The following is an 18,430-nucleotide window of genomic DNA, read 5'->3' as shown; positions in this document are numbered from 1 at the left end:
AGACGTACACAACAAATAGTGATGTTATAGTCATGGATGTTGTAAATCGAGTCGTTAAAGCTTTTTATCGTGAAGTTGATTTCGAACCTGATCGTCGAGTGGTTACAGTTGCAGATTCTGTGGTTCCCTATGAATATCAATATTCTTTTGACGAGTATCTAAGAGTGTATGATCACATCATGCGCACACATACAACCATAAAAATATGGGATGCTTACCTCTCCAATTGTCATCTCAAGGAGTTGTGTCAGCATGAGAGAAATTTCAAGGTGTGCCGTTTCCTGTACCATCTACAGTCGCACAATCAGCCTATGATTTAATGAATGACCATAATAAAAAGAAGCATGTTGCGTTTCTGCTTAATGCAATATATACAACTAGACTTTCCATGCGCTTTAAAATTGCAATACGTCAATTTTTTACTTCCAGGCTTTTTACAATCACAACACAATATTCAGACTATACAAAAATAGATTTTTACCTGAATAATCCCGAATAGACATTGCCTTGGGATATTTTGCCAGATTCAGCATTAGACGCAAATGGCTTTCCAATTCGTCCAGAGCCAAGCGTGACTGGTGGTTATGGTTCTGGAAACTATCGTGCTGATAGAACATTTAAGCTACCAACATTGCAGATAAAACAATTTTGTAGAATGACATTTACCAGCATAAGCGGCTCTGGAAGCTCATCAAGTTATTTAGTTTGCTGGTCAATCCCTTAACACCGCTTGATTATGGCGTAAAATTGCAGGGTTTTATAACTTTTATTATTTTTTTTGTTGAAAATCCTGCTTTAAAATTTATATTTTAATTGTGTAAGGCAATGTGATGAAAAATTTTAGTATTCTTCAGTTGTTGATATCTTTTTTGGCTGGATGCGTGATTTCTGTTGTGGTTGTTATTTATTTTGTTTTTGTTCAAATGAGCTTTGATGTCGCTCATGCACTAAGCAGCGCTGTGTACAACTATGAAATGGCTAGCCAGGCCTCGTCGAAACAGGAAGTTGAAAGGATACTGAATGCAGGTATTTCTTGTGCACTGAATGGTTATGAAAAAATAAATGGGAGTTATGCCGACTTGGGGGTGTTTGAAAATTACAGTCACATTATTGATAAAGCATACAAGATGAAAAGTGTACCCTGTGATTATTATGAAAAATGAGTGATAAATATTATTTAGCGTGAAATTCTGGAGATATTTGACGTTGTGTTTATATTTGGCATTATCGAATGAACGTTGTCGATGATCAGTAATTATTTTTATTTTGAATAAGGCTATTGGTGTAGTTAAACAATGAGGTGGCATCTGCAATTGCAGCCTTACATAACCTGAAATGTAAAAGGTTATTGTTGTAAATATTGCAGCAACCGGTCAAAGGCGCGGTAACTTAAGGCTTCCAGCAGCTGCGGTTTTTCAATATTGTTTTGTTGTTGTAAATCCGCGATGGTGCGGGCCACTTTCAGCAATTTGTGGTAACTACGGGCCGACAGTTTCAGCTGCTGCAGGCAATGTTCAAAAAAGTCAGCGTCCTGCTGGCGCAAGCGGCAATGCTGGTTCACTTCAGAGGCGCTGAGTCTGGCATTGGCTTTACCCTGGCGTTGCAGCTGCAGGCTGCGGGCGGCGGCAACCCGGGCGGCGATAGTGGCCGAACTTTCGTCCTGATGTTGTTGCTGGCTCAGTACCCCTTTGGGTAGCAGCGGCACTTCAATTTGTAAATCGATACGGTCCAGCAATGGCCCCGAGATACGGCTTAAATAACGTAAAATTTGCTCGCGGCTGGCACGGCCATCCTGATGATGGCCGGTCGGGCTTGGGTTTAATGCCGCCACCAGCTGAAACTGTGCCGGAAATTGCGCCTGATGACCGGCGCGGGCAATATGCACAAAACCGTTTTCTAAAGGTTCACGCAACACATCCAGCACTTTACGTTCATATTGTGGCAGCTCATCAAGGAACAGCACGCCCTGATGGGCCAGCGAAATTTCACCTGGTTTAGGTACTGAACCACCGCCCACCAGCGCTATGGCAGAGCTAGTGTGATGCGGCTGGCGAAAGGGCGGCAGATGCCAGTCCTGCAAAGCGCGCGGCCTGGCCAGAATGGAATAGACAGCCGCACTTTGCAGTGCTTCATCTTTACCCAGTGGTGGTAATAAACCGGGTAAACGCTGTGCCAGCATCGACTTGCCGGTGCCTGGCGGGCCAAACATCAGGATATTGTGTTGCCCTGCTGCTGCCAGTTCCAGTGCTCTTTTTGCGCTGTGCTGGCCTTTGACGTCAGAACAGCACAACAGCTCAGCAGGTTGCTCCGGGCTTGGCAAAGCCGGAATGGCGGGCAGTGGCTGCTGGCCGGACAAAAAACTGTGCACCTGCAGCAAGTGGCTGGCACCGTGAATACTGGCCCCCGGCACTTGCTGTGCCTGACTGGCATTGGCCATCGGCAGCACTGCGCCACGCTGTGCGGCCTGGCAGGCGATAGCAAGTGGTATTTCGCCCACTATGGCGCGGATCTCACCTGATAACGCCAGTTCACCATAAAATTCAAAACCCTGGGTATGTTCTGCCGCCAGCTGGCCACTGGCCACCAGGATGCCGATGGCGATAGGTAAATCAAAACGGCCACCTTCTTTGGGCAGGTCGGCCGGTGCTAAATTAACGGTAATTTTGCGATCCGGAAATTCAAAACCGCTGTTGAGTAAAGCGCTGCGCACTCTGTCGCGGGCTTCTTTCACCGAAGTTTCAGGTAAACCTACCAGCAAAAACCCAGGCAAACCCTGGCTTAAATGCACTTCCACACAAACCTGCGGTGCTTCCAGCCCTAAACGGGCTCTGCTGTACACTATGGCGAGTGACATGCGACATCCCTGACGCTTGACCTTTGCTTTAGGTGTAGCAAGATGTAAATAAAATGCAAATAAATGCCATAACAGTGCAGCGTGCCGCTGTGCTGACTTTCTAAATCTCGGATAAGTCGCTACACTGCAACCAGATTTTTCAGCTTGGGCAACAGCGTTTTGCCCAAAATGTCCGGCAGTCCTGCCGCTGATTTGAGAGATAAGCAGTGCGCTCAGCAACAAGTCGGTTTTTGTTTTATCGGGTGATTGGTTATTTGCTGGTGATGCTGGCAGGCGCCATGTTAATCACCACAGCTGTTGCTGTGTATTACGATGAAAAGAGTTTCTGGAGTTATCTGGTTTCTGCTTTTATCACTGCAAGTTCTGGTTATTTTCTGGTGTACAAAGGCCGCCACGAATTTACCCTGATCAAACGCCATCTGTTTTTATTAACCACCTTCTGCTGGTTGGCTATTTGTTTGTTTTCTACTTTACCTGTGGTGCTGGTGTTGCCCAATATCAGTTATGTCGACGCTGCTTTTGAAACTGTGTCGGCCATTACCACGACGGGGGCCACAGTACTGACAGGCCTGGACCAAATGCCAAAAGGGTTATTGTTTTGGCGCGCTATTTTACAGTGGATTGGCGGGGTCGGTATTATCGTGATGGCCATTGCCATTTTGCCGGCGTTAAAAATCGGTGGTATGAAGTTATTTAAAACTGAAAACTCTGATATTTCCGAAAAAATCCTGCCCCGAAGCTCCAGCCTGTCGATGTATATAGGCCTGGTGTACCTGATTTTAAGCGCCAGCTGTATGCTGTTGTTTTATATCGGAGGTATGAATGGCTTTGACGCTATTACCCACGGTATGACTACTGTTGCTACCGGTGGTTTTGCCAACTATGACGCATCTTTTGGCCACTTTAACGACAAACCACATCTGTTATGGACTTCCGGCATTTTTATGTTGTTATCGGCGTTGCCGCTGGTGTTGTTGGTCGGCACCATCAGGGGGCACAAATGGATTTTGTTTAAAGATCCGCAGGTAAGGGCATTTCTGGCTATTACCGCTTTTTGTGTGCTGCTGCTCACCTGGTATCAGCATGAACACAATGCCAGACCCTGGCTCGACGGCCTGACCCACAGCTTCTTTAATGTAGTTTCCATTATTACCACCTGTGGTTATGCCTCAGAAAATTATTCAGCCTGGGGCGGGCTTTCGGTGATCCTGTTTTTTTATATTACCTTCTCAGGTGCCTGTTCTGGCTCCACCTCGGGGGGGCTCAAAATCTTCCGTACCCAGCTGGCCGGTTTATTACTGATTAAACAATTTAAATTATTGGTGCACCCCAATGCGGTCTGGGTGCAAAAATATGGCAGTAAACCGGTAAATGACCAATTGCTAGGCTCGGTGCTGGCATTTTGTTTTATTTATTTTGCTTCTATCGGCGCTTTGGCTTTGGGGCTGTCGATGTTTGAACTGGATTTTGTCACCGCCTTAACAGGCGCTGCCACTGCCATTAGTAACGTTGGCCCAGGTCTGGGTCCTGTGATTGGCCCTGACGGCAATTTCAGCAGTTTGCCCGATGGTGCCAAGTGGCTGATTAGCTTTGGCATGATATTAGGTCGGTTAGAAATTCTGACAGTGCTGTTGTTATTCACCCCTATGTACTGGCGTTATTAACAGCGCCGGTATTTGCCTTTTAGTCCCTCCTTCCATTGCTGCCGGCCTGGTCTTGCCGGCAGCATTCAACCGCCGCTGTTGGTTTTTTGCTGTTTAAACTGGTGTTATCTGGCGGATTAATCACGCTGTGCAGCCCGGGATGGGCCCTTGTTTTTTCAGCAAAAGTTCTGGTTTTTATGGCCATTGCAGAAAAAATAACCTTGAGTTCTGCGTTTGATTGACTATTATGACGATTCGTCAAGTTAGTCAGCGCAGGTTGCTGCCATGATAGAACCGCAAAAGCCCACAGTCAGTGCAGCAGAACAAGGCTCAGGCAACCGTGCCCGTCTGAAACAGCAGCGTGAGCTTCAGCTATTGCAACTGGCACAACAGATATTGCAGCAGGAAGGTTTTGCCGGTTTAACCATGGACAGGCTCACTGCAGCGTCTGAAGTGTCCAAAGGCACTATTTATAATCATTTTTGCAGTAAAGAAGATTTAATCACTGCACTGAGTGTCGATAGTCTGCAGCGGCAACTGTTGTTATTTCAGCAGGCACTGCAGTTCAGTGGTCACAGCAGAGAGCGGGCGCTGGCGTTGCATTACGCCTATTTTTTATTTTCGACCACTGAACCCACGTTGTTTTTATGTTTGTTAAGTGCAACTACGCCGGCTGTGGTGGAAAAAAGTTCGGCCAGCCGGATGGCGCAACGTCAGGCGCTGGAGCAGCAGCTGCTGGGGTTTTGCCAGCAGGTGATAGAGCAGGCGCTGGTCGAAAACGCCATCAGTTTACCGGGCGGGCGTTGTATTGAAGAGCTGACTTATCTGCAATGGGCACTGGCTTTTGGCGGTAATGCGTTATACAGACCCACTCAGCAGATGGGCTTTTTTCAGGGGCTGGCGCAGCAGCAGTTGATATTATCCGGCGTGAATTTATTGCTGGATGGTTTGGGCTGGCAGCCTCTGTCTGCCGATTTTGACTATCAGGGCTGCTGGCAACGAATTGCGCAGGCACTACAGCAGCCTTAAACAGCTACAACACCAGACAACAGGGAGTACAAATGAAACAATTCTGGCTAAATGGTGCAATACGCCATCCCTGGTGGAGCTTGGCATGGGTGATGCTGCTGGTGGTGCTGTTGAGTATTGGCACCAAAAACCTGTATTTCCGCGGTGATTTCCGCATTTTCTTTTCAGCTGATAACCCGCAGATGCAGGCCTTCGAACGGATGCAGGCACGTTTTAATAAAAGCGACAATATGCTGGTGGCAATAGCACCGGCATCCGGCACTGTGTTTGATGCCAAAGTGCTGAAAGTGGTGAAAGAGCTGACTGACGCCGCCTGGCAAACCCCTCACTCGTTGCGGGTCGACTCCATCACCAATTTTCAGCATACCGAAGCGGCCGACGACGACTTGCTGGTGGAAGATTTGTTATTAGACAGCAACAGTCTGGACGATGACAAAGTTGCCAAAATGAAACAGGTGGCGCTCAACGAGCCGGCCTTGGTTGACCGTTTAGTGTCAAAAGACGGCAGCATTACGGCGGTGAATATTACAGTGCAGTTGCCGGAAAAAAATCAGAATCAGGAAGTGTCTGATGTGTACAACTCGGTGCGCTCTTTAACCGACAAACTGGCGGCCGAGCACCCTGAATTGCGTTTTTACCATGCTGGCGTGATGTCACTGAACAACGCTTTTAGCGTGGAAGCACAACATGATGCCAGCACTTTGGTGCCGCTGATGTTTGTGGTGATTATTCTGATGCTGGCGGTGATGCTGCGCTCGGCGCTGGCGGCACTGACAGTGGTAGTGATCATTCTGGTCACCATCAGCAGCACTATGGGGATTTCCGGCTGGGCCGGTATCTTTTTAAGCACAGCCACTGTCAATGTACCCACTTTGGTAATGACACTGGCGGTGGCCGACAGTGTGCACTTGATTGCCTCCACCCAGTTTTTTATGCGTCAGGGCCAGAGCAAGGCGCAGGCCATCGAAAAGTCTGTGCAGATCAATATGATGCCGGTGTTTATTACCAGTGCCACTACAGCGGTTGGCTTTTTAACTTTGAATTTTTCCGAAGTGCCGATTTTACGGGACTTTGGCAATCTGACCGCTTTGGGTGTGATGCTGGCGTGGTTTTTTACTGTCACCTTATTACCGGCTTTATTGTTATTAATGCCTATCAGCCAGGGTTACCGCGAAGCCCAGGACGGCACTTCGATGATGGACAGGCTGGCTGATTGGGTGATCCGCCACCATAAAGCTATTTTGCCGGTGACCGCTGTGCTCACACTGCTGGGTGGTTATCTGACCTTACAAAACAACGTTAATGACGAAGCGGTGAAATATTTTTCCACCGACACCGAATACCGGCAGTCGGTGGATTATCTGGAAGAGCGGCTGGGTGGTGTGGCCATGCTGGATATTGCCATCGACAGTGGCAGCCCCTCTGGTGTCAATGACCCGGTTTTTATCAAAGCCGTCGATGAATTTGCCCGTTATCTGCAAACTTTGCCGGAAGTGACCCATGTCAGCAGTATCAGTGACGTGTTTAAGCGGCTGAATAAAAACATGAATGGTGACGATCCGGCGTTTTACCAGCTGCCGGAGTCGCAGGAGCTGGCGGCACAATATTTATTGATGTACGAAATGTCTTTGCCTTTTGGCCTGGATCTGAATAACCAGCTGAATCAGGATAAAAGTGCCACCAAAGTGGCGATAGCGCTAAAAAACCTTGGCAGTAAAGAGATGCTGGCACTGGAGCAACAAACCATGGGCTGGCTGGCCGAACATTACCCACAATATAAAGCCGAAGCGTCCAGTACAGCGTTGATGTTCGGTCATATTGGCGAACGTAATATGGAAAGTATGCTGAAAAGTTTACCGCTGGCGATGCTGCTTATTTCATTGTTACTGGTGTTCAGTTTAAGGTCGTGGCGCCTGGGGGCCATCAGTTTATTACCCAATATGATTCCGGCTTTACTGGGTTTTGGCTTATGGCAGTTATGGTCGGGGGAAATCAACCTTGGATTGTCTGTGGTAGCGTCGATGAGCCTTGGCATTATTGTGGATGACACTGTGCACTTTCTGGCGAAATACCAGCATGCCTGCAAAGAAGGCCGCAATACTGAGCAGGCTATTCGTTATGCGTTTCACAGTGTCGGTCGTGCCCTGACGATCACCACTGTGGTGCTGGTGATAGGCTTTGCCGTGTTGTTGTTGTCAAACTTCAGGTTAAATTCCGACATGGGTTTATTAACCCTGCTGATTATTGCCATCGCACTGATTGTCGACTTTTTGTTTTTACCGGCCTTTTTACTTTTATGCGACCGGCAGCCGAAAACTGCGGTTGCAGCAACAGGAGAACAAACAAATGAAGCTGCTTAATGTTAAAGGCGCTGTGACTATTGGTGTGTTGTTATTGGGTTTTACTACGCCTGTATGGGCTGATGCCGCCAAAGGTTTACAAATTGCCACAGAACGAAAAGCCCGTGATGAAGGTTGGAAAGACAGTGAAGCCAAAACCACTATGGTGTTGAGAAACGCCCAGGGTGAAGAAAGCACCCGGCAGATCCGCACCATTGCACTGGAAGTGGCCAATGATGGTGACAAAGGCCTGACCATCTTTGATGAACCCAAAGACGTGCGTGGCACTGCCTTTTTAAACCACTCCCATACCGGTAAACCGGACGACCAGTGGTTATATTTGCCAGCGCTGAAAAGGGTAAAACGTATTGCTTCACGCAATAAATCCGGCCCTTTTATGGGCAGCGAATTTGCCTATGAAGATTTAAGTTCGTTTGAGCTGGAAAAATTCAGTTTTAATTACCTCAAAGATGAAACGCTGAACGGCGTAAATACCTTTGTGGTAGAGCAAGTGCCAACAGATGAGTTTTCGGGTTACAGCAAAACCCTGGTCTGGGTTGATCAGCAAGACTACAAAGTGCTGAAAATTGAGTTTTATGACAAAAAGAACAGCCTGTTAAAAACCCTGTTGTTGCAGGACTATCAACAGTATCTGGGTAAATACTGGCGGGCATTAAAAATGACCATGCACAATCACCAGACCGGCAAAAGCACAGATTTGCTGACCCAGGACATTCAGTTTGGCAAAGGCCGCACTGATGCTGATTTTGATACCAATGCGCTACAACGCAGTAAATAAAAAGCGCAGTAAATAAACTTCAACCCAGCAAGCTGGCGCGACATTTGCCTGTCAAAAGTCTGCGCCAAAATATTGCCGGCGCGTTGCGAAGGAACTGATATGCGTCTGACTCCTCTGTTACCCCTGCTCTGTGGTGGCCTGTTATGGCCACTGGATGCGGCTGAACTTGGCCCTGTGACCAGTAAAGATACCTTGTGGAGTCTGGCCAAAGCGGCGCGGGGAGATGCGCCTTACAGCATGTACCAGGTCATTATTGCCTTGCAGCAGAAAAACCCTCGCGCTTTTATCGGCAACAATGTACACCATGTGCAACATGGCGCCCGGTTGCAAATTCCAACAGCGGCTGAAATTGCCGCTATTGATGTGGAACAGGCACGGCAAAAAGTAGAAACCGACGAGCAGTTATGGCGGCAGTTACAAAAGCGCGGACCACGGCATCAAGGTCGTTTTGTTTCGGCCACTGACCGGCTGATTGCCACCCAAAAACAGCTGGCAACAGCACCTGCCCCGGTTCAGGCTGTGCTGCCAGCAGCACCAGCAGCACCAGCAGCACCAGCAGCACCAGCAGCACCAGCAGCAGCACCAGCAGCACCAGCAGCACCAGCAGTTGCCGCTGCTCCGGCTGCCCCTTCTGCCCCGCCAGTGCCGGATAAAGCCCCGCCTGTGGTGGTGGCTATAGTGCCGGGGCAGAGCCGCAACAGCAGTCCTGTCGCCAGTAGCTGGACCGATAGGGTGCAAAGCAACAGCACACTAGGATTGGAAAGCCGGTTTTTTGCCAAGCAGGGTTTGCAACAACAAGCAAAACTGCATAACAGTGTAAATTTGCTACAGGAATGGTATTGGCAGTCGAAAGATGAAAGCCACAGTTGGACGCTAAGCCCTTATCTGCGCTGGGATCAACGCGATGCCGAGCGGCATTTGCTGGATATTCGCCAGGCGTTCTGGTTAACGGTGGGCAGCGGCTGGGAGCTAAAGCTGGGGGTTGATCAAATCTTCTGGGGGGTGACTGAGTCCCAACATCTGGTGGATATTATTAACCAGACTGATTTTGCCGATAACATTGATGGTGAAAGCAAACTGGGTCAGCCGATGGCACAGTTCAACTGGTTTGGGGACTTTGGCAATCTGCAGACTTTTGTGTTGCCTTATTTTCGTGAACGGACTTTAGCTGGGCCCAATGGCCGGCTGCGTTTACCTTTGCTGGTAGAGCAGGACAAAGCTGTTTTTGCCTCGGATCAAGAACAACGTCATATCGACTGGGCGCTGCGTTACAGTAAACAACTGGATCAGCTGGATATTGGTTTGTCCTATTTTAGCGGCACCTCCAGAGAACCCGGATTTGTGCCAACAGCGCAGGGTACTTTGTTGCCTTATTATGGCCAGATCAAACAATTTGGCCTGGATGCACAGTGGATAGTGGATAGCTGGATCTGGAAGCTGGAAACCATCAGACGCTCCGATGGTCAGAGCCATTACCGGGCCTTGACCGGCGGTTTTGAATACAGCATGGTGGGCGTGTTTGATTCGGATTTTGACCTCGGCTGGCTGATGGAATATCAGTACGACAGCAGAGGTATGTTTGCCACTACGCCAGGCCAACGTGATTTATTTATCGGTACCCGACTGGCGTGGAACGATGCGGCCGGAACTGAGCTATTATTTGGTATCGCGCAGGATCTGGACGACAGCAAAAGCCGTAGTGGTTTATTGGAAGCGTCAACAAGGTATAACAATAACGTGCGGTTGCGGCTGGACGCCTGGTTTTTTCAAACCCGTTCGCCGGAGCAACAGATTTGGTGGTTACGTCAGGATGATTATCTGCAACTTGGGATAGACTACTACTTCTGATTGCAGTGCGCAGTTGAATCCAGAGGTATATCAATGAAGTTGTGGTGTTTGCTGTGGGTATTGTGTAGTTACAGCGCGCTGACGCAGGCCGGCAACTATGTGATCGGCATCGAAGAGATTGACTACTATCCGCATTACGATTTCAGCCGTGGGCAAAAACGCGGTTATTTTGTTGATCTGATTAAGTTATTTGCTGAGCACAGCGGTCATACTTTTAAGTTTGAACCTTTGCCGGTAAAACGGCTGTATCACTCATCAACCTCAGGCATTGACCTTATTTACCCAGACAATCCAAATTGGCAACAATATCTGGAAACAGGGGTGGAAAAACATTACAGCGAACCGGTGATTTATACCTTGGGCAGCACTCTGGTGCGGCCTGAGCAGCAGCATATTCATTTAAAGCAGTTCCGCACTCTGGCGGTGATCCATGGTTTTGCGCCGACCAAGTGGCTGGCGCTGCAGTCGCGTTACAATTACCGCATTGTCGATGTGCCCGACGTGGCTTCGGCGCTTGGCCTGGTGCTCAAGGGGCGGCTGGACGGTGCCAATATTGAATACAATGTGGCACAACATTATCTGCGTGGTATTCAGCAACAGGATAAGCTGGTGATAGGGGAGTTTTTGCCTTTTACCCAACTGCCGTTTTTAATATCAACAGCCAAGTATCCTGAGCTTATTCAGGAGTTTAACCGCTTTTTACAGGAAAAAGCTGCTGAAGTGGCGGCGTTAAAACGCTTGTATCAGCTGCAGGAACAAAGACCAACGCCTGTGGCACAACAACTGCCAGAAACCCAGCCCGACAGCTAAACGTCACCACAAAGGTGGGTTCAGCGGCGGGCTGACAACAGGTTTATCTCAGGGGGCTTTGGCCGGCATCAGCTCCTGCAGTGCCCGCACTGTGGCTTCCACACCGGTGCGGATAGCAGGTTCAGCTTCAATTTTAAATAACGGACTATGATGGCTAGGCACTGCAGGACCGCCATTTTTTTCGGCAATAAAAGCCGTTTTGGGTGTACCGCCCACGGCAAAATACAAACTCGGAATATAAGGTTTTGTGGTTAAAAACGGGAAGTCTTCAGCTCCCATACCTAACCTTTTGTAATTTTGGTCAAAAATATCGTCGCCCATGGTTTTGCGCCAGCTGGCTTTAATACGCTGGGTGAGCGGAATATCGTTGACTGTGGGTGGTGTGGTTTGTGGGTCCACTTTCACTTCCGGCAGTTTATCTTCAGGTAAACCGGCGGCGCGGCCGAGGTTTTTTGCCACCCGCTCTATGGCGCTGATCAGATAATTGCGGGTTTCCATATTGTCATTACGCACTGTCAGCTGAAGATGCGCCTGGTCCGGAATAATATTGTGTTTAGAGCCGGCATGAAAAGCACCCACGGTAATGACCCCTGGCTCTTTGGGGGCCAGTTCACGGCTGATAATGGTTTGCAGCGCCAGCACTATTTGTGCACCCAGCACTATTGGGTCTTTGCCGCGATGTGGGCTGGCGCCGTGAGCGCCAATGCCGTGAATAATAATATCAACACTGTCGACACCGGAATAAGGTGAACCTTCGACAGCTACCAGTTTACCGGCTTCAATTTCACTGGACACATGCAGCGCCATGGCATAATCGGGTTGGCCAAATTTTTGGTATAAACCATCGTCCATCATGCCCTGAGCGCCGCCGCTGCGCTCTTCCGCTGGCTGGCCTATCAGCATCAGGGTGCCGGACCAGTCATTTTTGCGCGCTGCCATTTGCCTTGCTGTGCCCACCAGGCTGGTGATATGCACATCATGACCACAGGCATGCATCACTGCGACTTCATTGCCATCCCAGTCTTTGGTGCGCACCTTGGAGGCATAAGACAACCCGGATTTTTCTTCCACCGGCAGTGCATCCATATCGGCACGCATCATCACCATGGGGCCTTTGCCATTTTTTAAAATAGCCACCACACCTGTTTTGCCAATACCGGTATAAACGTCAAAACCAGCCTCTTTGAGCTCTGCAGCCAGGCGTTTGGCGGTATTCACCTCCATATGGGATAGCTCAGGGTTTTGGTGGAAATGGCGGAATAACGGTGCCAGATGTTGTTGATAATCCTGGGCAACAGCTTCTGGCAAAGATGGTGCAGCAAATACAGCGTGGCTGCTAAATAGCAATGGCAACAGCAGCGCAAGTTTATGCAGTTTCATGAAAAAGTCCGGGTGAGCAGGGTGTTTTTTGAGCATAACAGTCATCTGCCCCTGGCGGCCAGCACCAATAAACGCAGATTTTATTGTGCTGGTCGAAAGCAAGCCAAAGTCCGATGTTGCTGAGGAACTGCGCAGTTAAACATAATTTCTATTTGCAACTAGTGGCGGCTTTAGCCAGCGCTGGTACACTAACCGGTCATTGTTCATTTTAATCAACGGGAATTATATGTTTGAGTGGATTGCCAGCCCAGAAGCCTGGATTGCACTGGGAACCCTTGCTGCACTGGAGATTGTGTTAGGTATTGATAACATTATCTTTTTATCAATTTTAGTCGGCCGTTTGCCAGAAAAACAACGGGCTTTTGCTCGCCGTCTGGGTTTAGGATTGGCGATGTTTGCCCGTCTGGCGCTGTTATTCTCCATTTCTTGGGTGATGGGGTTAACCGAAACCTGGTTTACTGTGCTGGGCAACGACATATCCGGCCGCGACGTGATCCTGATAGGGGGGGGCTTATTCCTGCTGGCCAAATCTACTCAGGAAATTCACCATAGTCTGGAAGGTGCTGATGATGAAGAAACTTCAGGCCCTAAAGTGGTGGCGAATAACCTGATGATGATCCTTATTCAGATTATGATCCTGGACATAGTGTTTTCGCTGGATTCGGTGATCACTGCGGTAGGTCTGGTGAATAACATTGAAATCATGGCTATTGCCATTATTGCTGCAGTATTGGTGATGATGTTTGCTGCCAAGTCGATTGGTGATTTTGTTGATGCGCATCCTTCAATAAAAATTCTGGCGTTATCTTTCCTGATTATGGTGGGTGTGATGCTGATGATTGAAGGTTTTGATGTGCATGTACCAAAAGGTTACATCTACTTTGCCATGGCGTTCTCTGTCACGGTAGAGATGATCAATATCCGCATGCGCAAGAAAAAAGCTGTGCCTGTGAAACTGCATAAAGAACTGTCGGAATAAGCGCCAACAGCCGCAATCAGCGAATAACTTCAACACAAAGGCCGCATCGCGGCCTTTGTTTTTGCTCAGGTTTTTTGCTTAGCCTGTTGCGCCGCTTTACGGGTCTATTTTACTGCTGCGGCTAAACACCGGAATGGTCAGATGCCAGCGGATAGCAGCGAGACGCAGCAACAGCAAGGCCAGCATACCGGCAAACATGGCCGGCATTTTTTCCACCCCCAGTTGCAATAAACCTGTGTACACCAACCCCCCAAAAATACAGGTGACGGCATAAAGCTCACCCCGAAATACCAGCGGAATTTCCCGGCATAACACGTCGCGGATCATACCGCCACAAACCCCGCTCATGGTGCCCAGCATAATAGCCACTAAGGTGGACGTGCCGTGGTCCAGCGCTTTTTGTGTACCCATCACCACAAAAAAAGCCAAACCCAGCGCGTCGGCAACTTGCAAGGTGTTATTGGGAATGGTCAGGCGTTTGCGCACCAGCAGAATAGTCAGAGCTGTGGCGGCAAAAATCGCATAAAAAAAGCTGTCATTACGCAACCAAATCACTGGCACATCCAGGATCAAATCACGCAAAGTACCACCACCAATAGCAGTGACCGATGCCAGCACTATCACGCCAAAACCATCCATCTGCTTGCGCCAGGCGGCCAAAGTGCCCGATACCGCAAACACGGCTATGCCCAATAAATCAAACCACTGAAAATACAGCTCCATACCAGACTCCGGCGAAATAAATTTATCATATCAACGGTACAGAGCTTTGTGATAACTTCAGCAAAAAATAGCTGTGATAGCGCGTACTTAGCCCATGTATGCAAAGGTTTGGAGCCCAAAATGGCGCGGTTTTTTTCAGCAAAATATCAGGCATTGTTGTGGCTGACACTAAATCTGTTGTTGCTGTGGTTGTTGTTGCAGTTGTACGCCCGCCATCAGGTGCAACAGCAACTGGATGTGTTGAATCAGCAGTATCAGCAGCATGCCCGTGCTGAAGGTTGGCCGGTATGGCAGCTGCAGGCTTTTGAGGTGCGTTTTATATTTTGGCGTGACGAGCTGCAGGTGCAACAGCTGCAACTGAGTTTGCCATCCGGTGCTGTGCTGGCCGAAATGTCCGGCATCAGGTTGCAGGGCATTCTGGCCTCAGCGCTACTGCAACACAGTCGTTATCAGTTGCACTGGCAGCAGTTACAAGCTTCGGCAGCGGTCCGTGCTTGGCTTGAACCGCAGTGGCAGACGCTATTAAAGCCGTTGTCGGGCTTTATACAATGGCAAAAAGGGCAACAGCAGCAAAACGATTGGCAAACTGAAATCGGGCTTAACATGGCGGATCTGGTTTCTGTTTCGTTACAGCTCAGGCTGGAACCCATTTGGCATGAGTTTTATGGCACTGGGCTACAGGCCGACCAGCTGTCCCTTGATATCCGGCAACAAGGTTTGGCTGACATGCTGTCAGGTTTGAGCGAAACACAAAGTGCCGCGATACAACAGCAACTACAACAATGGCAACGGAAGTTAGCTAACCCATTACCGCCACAGCAACAACAGTGTGACATCGTCAGATCGCAGCTGTCCGCTGTTTTGCTGGCATGGCCACCACCCCCCCAGTTGCAATTGAGTGGAAAAGGGCCTCTGATCTGCTGGTTGCCCGGGTTCAACCCTGGTGTTAAAGCGGCTGCTCGTTGTTGTAACAGCGCAGACTAACCAGCTTTGTTGTCATACAGACGCTTCACTGCCGAGAAAGATCAGATAAAAAGGTCAAACCATGCGCGGTCGTGCCTGTTTTGATTATGATTCAAACGTGGCTGGCTTGGTGTGTGCCCTGTCACAACCACCTTAAGCTCAGGGTTGTGAGCACTTCTGCAAAGCAGAATCTTCCGTGGTGTTGCTGCCCGTGCTGTGGCGCTCTGATGTCAGCCTGATGACAGATGTTTTATAAAAATCTTATATTGTATTGATGCAGTTTTGCCGAAGTTTTAATCCGCTATGGTTGCTTGGCTGTGTGCAGCAGCACGCAGTAAAACCAGGAACATCAGATTAAATACAAGAGGCAAACCTCAATGAAACATCAACATTTATCCCGTTTAACAGTCGCTATGCTGCTGGCTGGCTGTGGTTCTGTGATGGCGGCCGATGTGGTACCCGCTGAACAGGTGTTAAACGGGCAGAACCTGCAAACGCTGACCCAAGCGGCCGCTGATGATCGCAAATCTGAACCCTTGAAGTTTGTTGCCAAACAACAAATCAAAAGGGCCGATGGCAAAATGAAAGTGCGGTACCAGCAAATGTACCGTGGCGTACCAGTGTGGGGCCACAGTGCGGCGGCCAGTAAAGCAGGCAACAACTATTCTGATATCAGCGGCACTGTTGTGACCGGCATAGAGCAGGATCTGCCGGACGTCACTCCTCAGTATAAAGCCATTGAAGCCATCACCCTGGCTCAGGGCAGTCTTTCGGCGCAGCAGCTGCTGTCGGCATCCGATGAAACTACGTTACTCGCCCATCAAAGTGCGCAGGCTGCCAAAGCCAAACTTTGGGTTTATCTGGACGAACAAAACCAGGCGCGGCTGGTGTACATCACAGATTACGTGACCAGTCATAACGGCAAACCCAGTCGGCCTTTTGCCATTATTGATGCCAACAGCGGCCAGTTATTACAAAGCTGGGAAGGGATTAACCATGCCAATGCCACGGGACCTGGCGGCAACAGTAAAACCGGTCAGTATTTTTATGGCACTGATTATGGCTACCTGAATGTCGACAGCAGCTGCCGTATGAGCAACGCCAATGTGGATACCATTAATTTAAATGGTGCCACCTCAGGCGGCAGCATTCACCTGTTCACTTGTCCGAATAACACTTTTAAAGCCATTAACGGCGCTTATTCACCACTGAACGATGCGCATTATTTTGGTGGTGTGGTGTTTGATATGTTCCAAAGCTGGTTTGGCGTGAATCCGCTGAACAGCAAACTAAGAATGCGGGTACATTATGGCTCTAATTACGAAAATGCTTTCTGGGACGGCAGCCAGATGACTTTTGGTGACGGAGCCACCCGCTTTTATCCTTTGGTGAGCCTGGATGTATCAGCCCATGAAGTCAGTCATGGTTTTACTGAGTTTAACTCAGGCCTGGTGTACAGCGGCCAGTCGGGTGGTATGAACGAAGCTTATTCCGACATGGCAGGTGAAGCTGCTGAATATTTTATGAAAGGCAGTAATGACTGGATGGTGGGCGCCGATATTTTTAAAAGCACCGGCGCTTTAAGGTATATGGACGACCCAACCAAAGATGGTCGTTCTATTGGTCATGCCAGCAACTATACCAGCGGTATGGATGTGCATTACAGCTCAGGGGTGTTTAACAAAGCCTTTTACCTGCTGGCCAATAAAACCGGCTGGAATACCCGCAAGGCTTTTGAAATATTCACCATTGCCAACCAAATTTACTGGACCAGCAGCAGCACCTTTGTGGCCGGCGCCAATGGCGTTTGTAAAGCCGCCAAAGACAAAGCCTATAACCTGACTGATGTGGCGGCTGCCTTTAGCAGCGTGGGTATTACCGCCACTGAATGTGGCGGTGTGACCAATCCGGGCAACTCCGGCACTCTGACCAATCTGGCAGCAACCACAGGTAACTGGACCCGCAACACCATTACGGTACCGGCCGGTATGACCAAACTGACAGTGACCATTTCAGGTGGTACCGGTGATGCCGATTTATACCTGCGTTTTGGTTCACAACCAACCACCACCAGTTATGCCTGCCGCCCCTATAAAAACGGCAACAGCGAAAGCTGTGTGATCAATAACCCAAGCGCCGGCACCTGGCATGTGGGCTTAAGGGCTTACAGCACTTTTAGTGGGGTCACCCAAAACTGGAATTATCAATAAGGGCAGAAGTCATCGCCTTATTGCTGCCTGAAACATCAACCCCACCGCCTTGGTGGGGTTGTTTTTAGTGACAGCTTAAAACCTGAAACTCAGTTCAATACCGGCAAACCACTGATAAGGCTCAGGGTTTGGCAGATAACCCTGTTGCCACAAGGGCTCGCGGTAATATTGTTGTTCCAGACTGCGCAGGTAACGATAACGGGCAAAAGCGTTAATTTGTATAAAATCCAGTTGTAAACCACCACCAACACCGGCAAACCAGTCGATAGGACCCTGGTGGCGGTGACGGTAGCCGAAGTTGTCGTAATATTCGGTTTCTTCTTCATCAAACACCAGCTCGTCCAGCGCGACGCCAACTTCAGCATAAAGACTAAAATCGTCAAAACGGCCTAAACGCAGTGAGGTATCAAAATTGGTAAAGCCGATGTCGCTGCCACCCCACTGTTCCTTGGCATGGTAAAAACTTAAGCTGGTGACCACGGCCACCGACTGACCCGGCAGGCCACCCCATTGTAAACCCACACTGCTGATGCGGCCGCTGTCGGAACTTTCAACCGCCAGCAAGGGCCTGACACTCCAAAACTCAGGTTCGGCCTGACGCGGGTAATAATGCCGGTATTCTAAAGGTTGGGCCTGCACTGTGCCTGCAGTGAGCAGAAACAAGATGACCGCCAGCAGTTGGCTGCCACTGTATTTTTTGCAGAATGACGCTGTCAAAATGTGGTTTTGCATGGTGAATTTGCCTGTGGCTGAGGGAGCAGATGTGAGCCTAAAGCGCCTCATCTGAACATATTCTTAACATCAGCCCTTGTGGTGCGGCAGCATTGGTTTTAAGGTGCAGGCAGCTGAACCA

The 18,430-nt window shown here is 49.1% G+C and carries 14 protein-coding genes; 10 read left to right on the top strand and 4 right to left on the bottom strand.

The window, feature by feature from the left end; all coding sequences use genetic code 11:
- Window positions 1-830: 830 nt before the first annotated feature.
- Window positions 831-1,163, top strand: a complete 333-nt coding sequence (locus tag V7P87_RS05960; RefSeq protein WP_333796611.1) for a hypothetical protein — start codon at window positions 831-833, stop codon at window positions 1,161-1,163.
- A gap of 182 nt (window positions 1,164-1,345) precedes the next feature.
- Here the strand turns inward: V7P87_RS05960 and V7P87_RS05955 are convergent, their stop codons facing one another.
- Window positions 1,346-2,854 carry a YifB family Mg chelatase-like AAA ATPase gene (locus V7P87_RS05955; protein WP_333796610.1) on the bottom strand — a complete coding sequence of 503 codons (1,509 nt, stop codon included), beginning with the start codon at window positions 2,852-2,854 and terminating at the stop codon, window positions 1,346-1,348.
- Window positions 2,855-3,060: 206 nt separating this feature from the next.
- Between V7P87_RS05955 and V7P87_RS05950 the strand changes: the two genes are divergently transcribed.
- The 6 genes from V7P87_RS05950 to V7P87_RS05925 all read left to right on the top strand — a co-directional run bounded on the left by V7P87_RS05950 (window position 3,061) and on the right by V7P87_RS05925 (window position 11,322).
- Window positions 3,061-4,518, top strand: a complete 1,458-nt coding sequence (locus tag V7P87_RS05950) for a TrkH family potassium uptake protein (protein ID WP_333796609.1) — start codon at window positions 3,061-3,063, stop codon at window positions 4,516-4,518.
- Between the two features lie 264 nt (window positions 4,519-4,782).
- Window positions 4,783-5,526 (top strand): TetR/AcrR family transcriptional regulator, encoded by a 744-nt coding sequence (locus tag V7P87_RS05945; protein ID WP_333796608.1) that lies wholly within the window; start codon window positions 4,783-4,785, stop codon window positions 5,524-5,526.
- A 32-nt stretch (window positions 5,527-5,558) separates the two neighbouring features.
- Window positions 5,559-7,886 (top strand): efflux RND transporter permease subunit, encoded by a 2,328-nt coding sequence (locus V7P87_RS05940; RefSeq protein WP_333796607.1) that lies wholly within the window; start codon window positions 5,559-5,561, stop codon window positions 7,884-7,886.
- Window positions 7,873-8,664 (top strand): outer membrane lipoprotein-sorting protein, encoded by a 792-nt coding sequence (locus V7P87_RS05935; protein ID WP_333796606.1) that lies wholly within the window; start codon window positions 7,873-7,875, stop codon window positions 8,662-8,664. Before V7P87_RS05940 ends, V7P87_RS05935 begins: the two co-directional genes overlap by 14 nt.
- A 99-nt stretch (window positions 8,665-8,763) precedes the next feature.
- On the top strand, window positions 8,764-10,512 hold the full coding sequence (locus V7P87_RS05930) for a FimV/HubP family polar landmark protein (protein WP_333796605.1): 1,749 nt from the start codon (window positions 8,764-8,766) through the stop codon (window positions 10,510-10,512).
- Window positions 10,513-10,545: 33 nt separating this feature from the next.
- Window positions 10,546-11,322 carry a substrate-binding periplasmic protein gene (locus V7P87_RS05925; protein WP_333796604.1) on the top strand — a complete coding sequence of 259 codons (777 nt, stop codon included), beginning with the start codon at window positions 10,546-10,548 and terminating at the stop codon, window positions 11,320-11,322.
- A gap of 48 nt (window positions 11,323-11,370) precedes the next feature.
- On the opposite strand, the gene V7P87_RS05920 is transcribed toward V7P87_RS05925, so the two are convergent.
- Window positions 11,371-12,702 carry an amidohydrolase gene (locus V7P87_RS05920; RefSeq protein ID WP_333796603.1) on the bottom strand — a complete coding sequence of 444 codons (1,332 nt, stop codon included), beginning with the start codon at window positions 12,700-12,702 and terminating at the stop codon, window positions 11,371-11,373.
- A gap of 226 nt (window positions 12,703-12,928) precedes the next feature.
- On the opposite strand from V7P87_RS05920, the gene V7P87_RS05915 reads away from it, so the two are divergent.
- On the top strand, window positions 12,929-13,681 hold the full coding sequence (locus V7P87_RS05915) for a TerC family protein (protein WP_296294165.1): 753 nt from the start codon (window positions 12,929-12,931) through the stop codon (window positions 13,679-13,681).
- Window positions 13,682-13,777: 96 nt separating this feature from the next.
- On the opposite strand, the gene V7P87_RS05910 is transcribed toward V7P87_RS05915, so the two are convergent.
- A complete protein-coding gene (locus V7P87_RS05910; RefSeq protein WP_260655302.1) occupies window positions 13,778-14,404 on the bottom strand; it encodes a trimeric intracellular cation channel family protein in 627 nt (208 codons plus the stop codon).
- Window positions 14,405-14,524: 120 nt separating this feature from the next.
- Here V7P87_RS05910 and V7P87_RS05905 point away from each other — a divergent pair, with 120 nt between their 5' ends.
- Together V7P87_RS05905 and V7P87_RS05900 are read left to right on the top strand one after the other, a co-directional pair.
- Window positions 14,525-15,388 (top strand): hypothetical protein, encoded by an 864-nt coding sequence (locus V7P87_RS05905; protein ID WP_333796602.1) that lies wholly within the window; start codon window positions 14,525-14,527, stop codon window positions 15,386-15,388.
- 356 nt (window positions 15,389-15,744) lie between these two features.
- On the top strand, window positions 15,745-17,577 hold the full coding sequence (locus tag V7P87_RS05900; protein WP_333796601.1) for a M4 family metallopeptidase: 1,833 nt from the start codon (window positions 15,745-15,747) through the stop codon (window positions 17,575-17,577).
- Between the two features lie 75 nt (window positions 17,578-17,652).
- Here V7P87_RS05900 and V7P87_RS05895 read toward each other — a convergent pair whose 3' ends face one another.
- A complete protein-coding gene (locus V7P87_RS05895; RefSeq protein ID WP_333796600.1) occupies window positions 17,653-18,309 on the bottom strand; it encodes a hypothetical protein in 657 nt (218 codons plus the stop codon).
- Window positions 18,310-18,430 lie beyond the last annotated feature (121 nt).

This window comes from Rheinheimera sp. (assembly GCF_036782235.1).
Lineage (GTDB): Bacteria > Pseudomonadota > Gammaproteobacteria > Enterobacterales > Alteromonadaceae > Pararheinheimera.
This window is presented reverse-complemented; position numbering and strand designations above follow the sequence as displayed.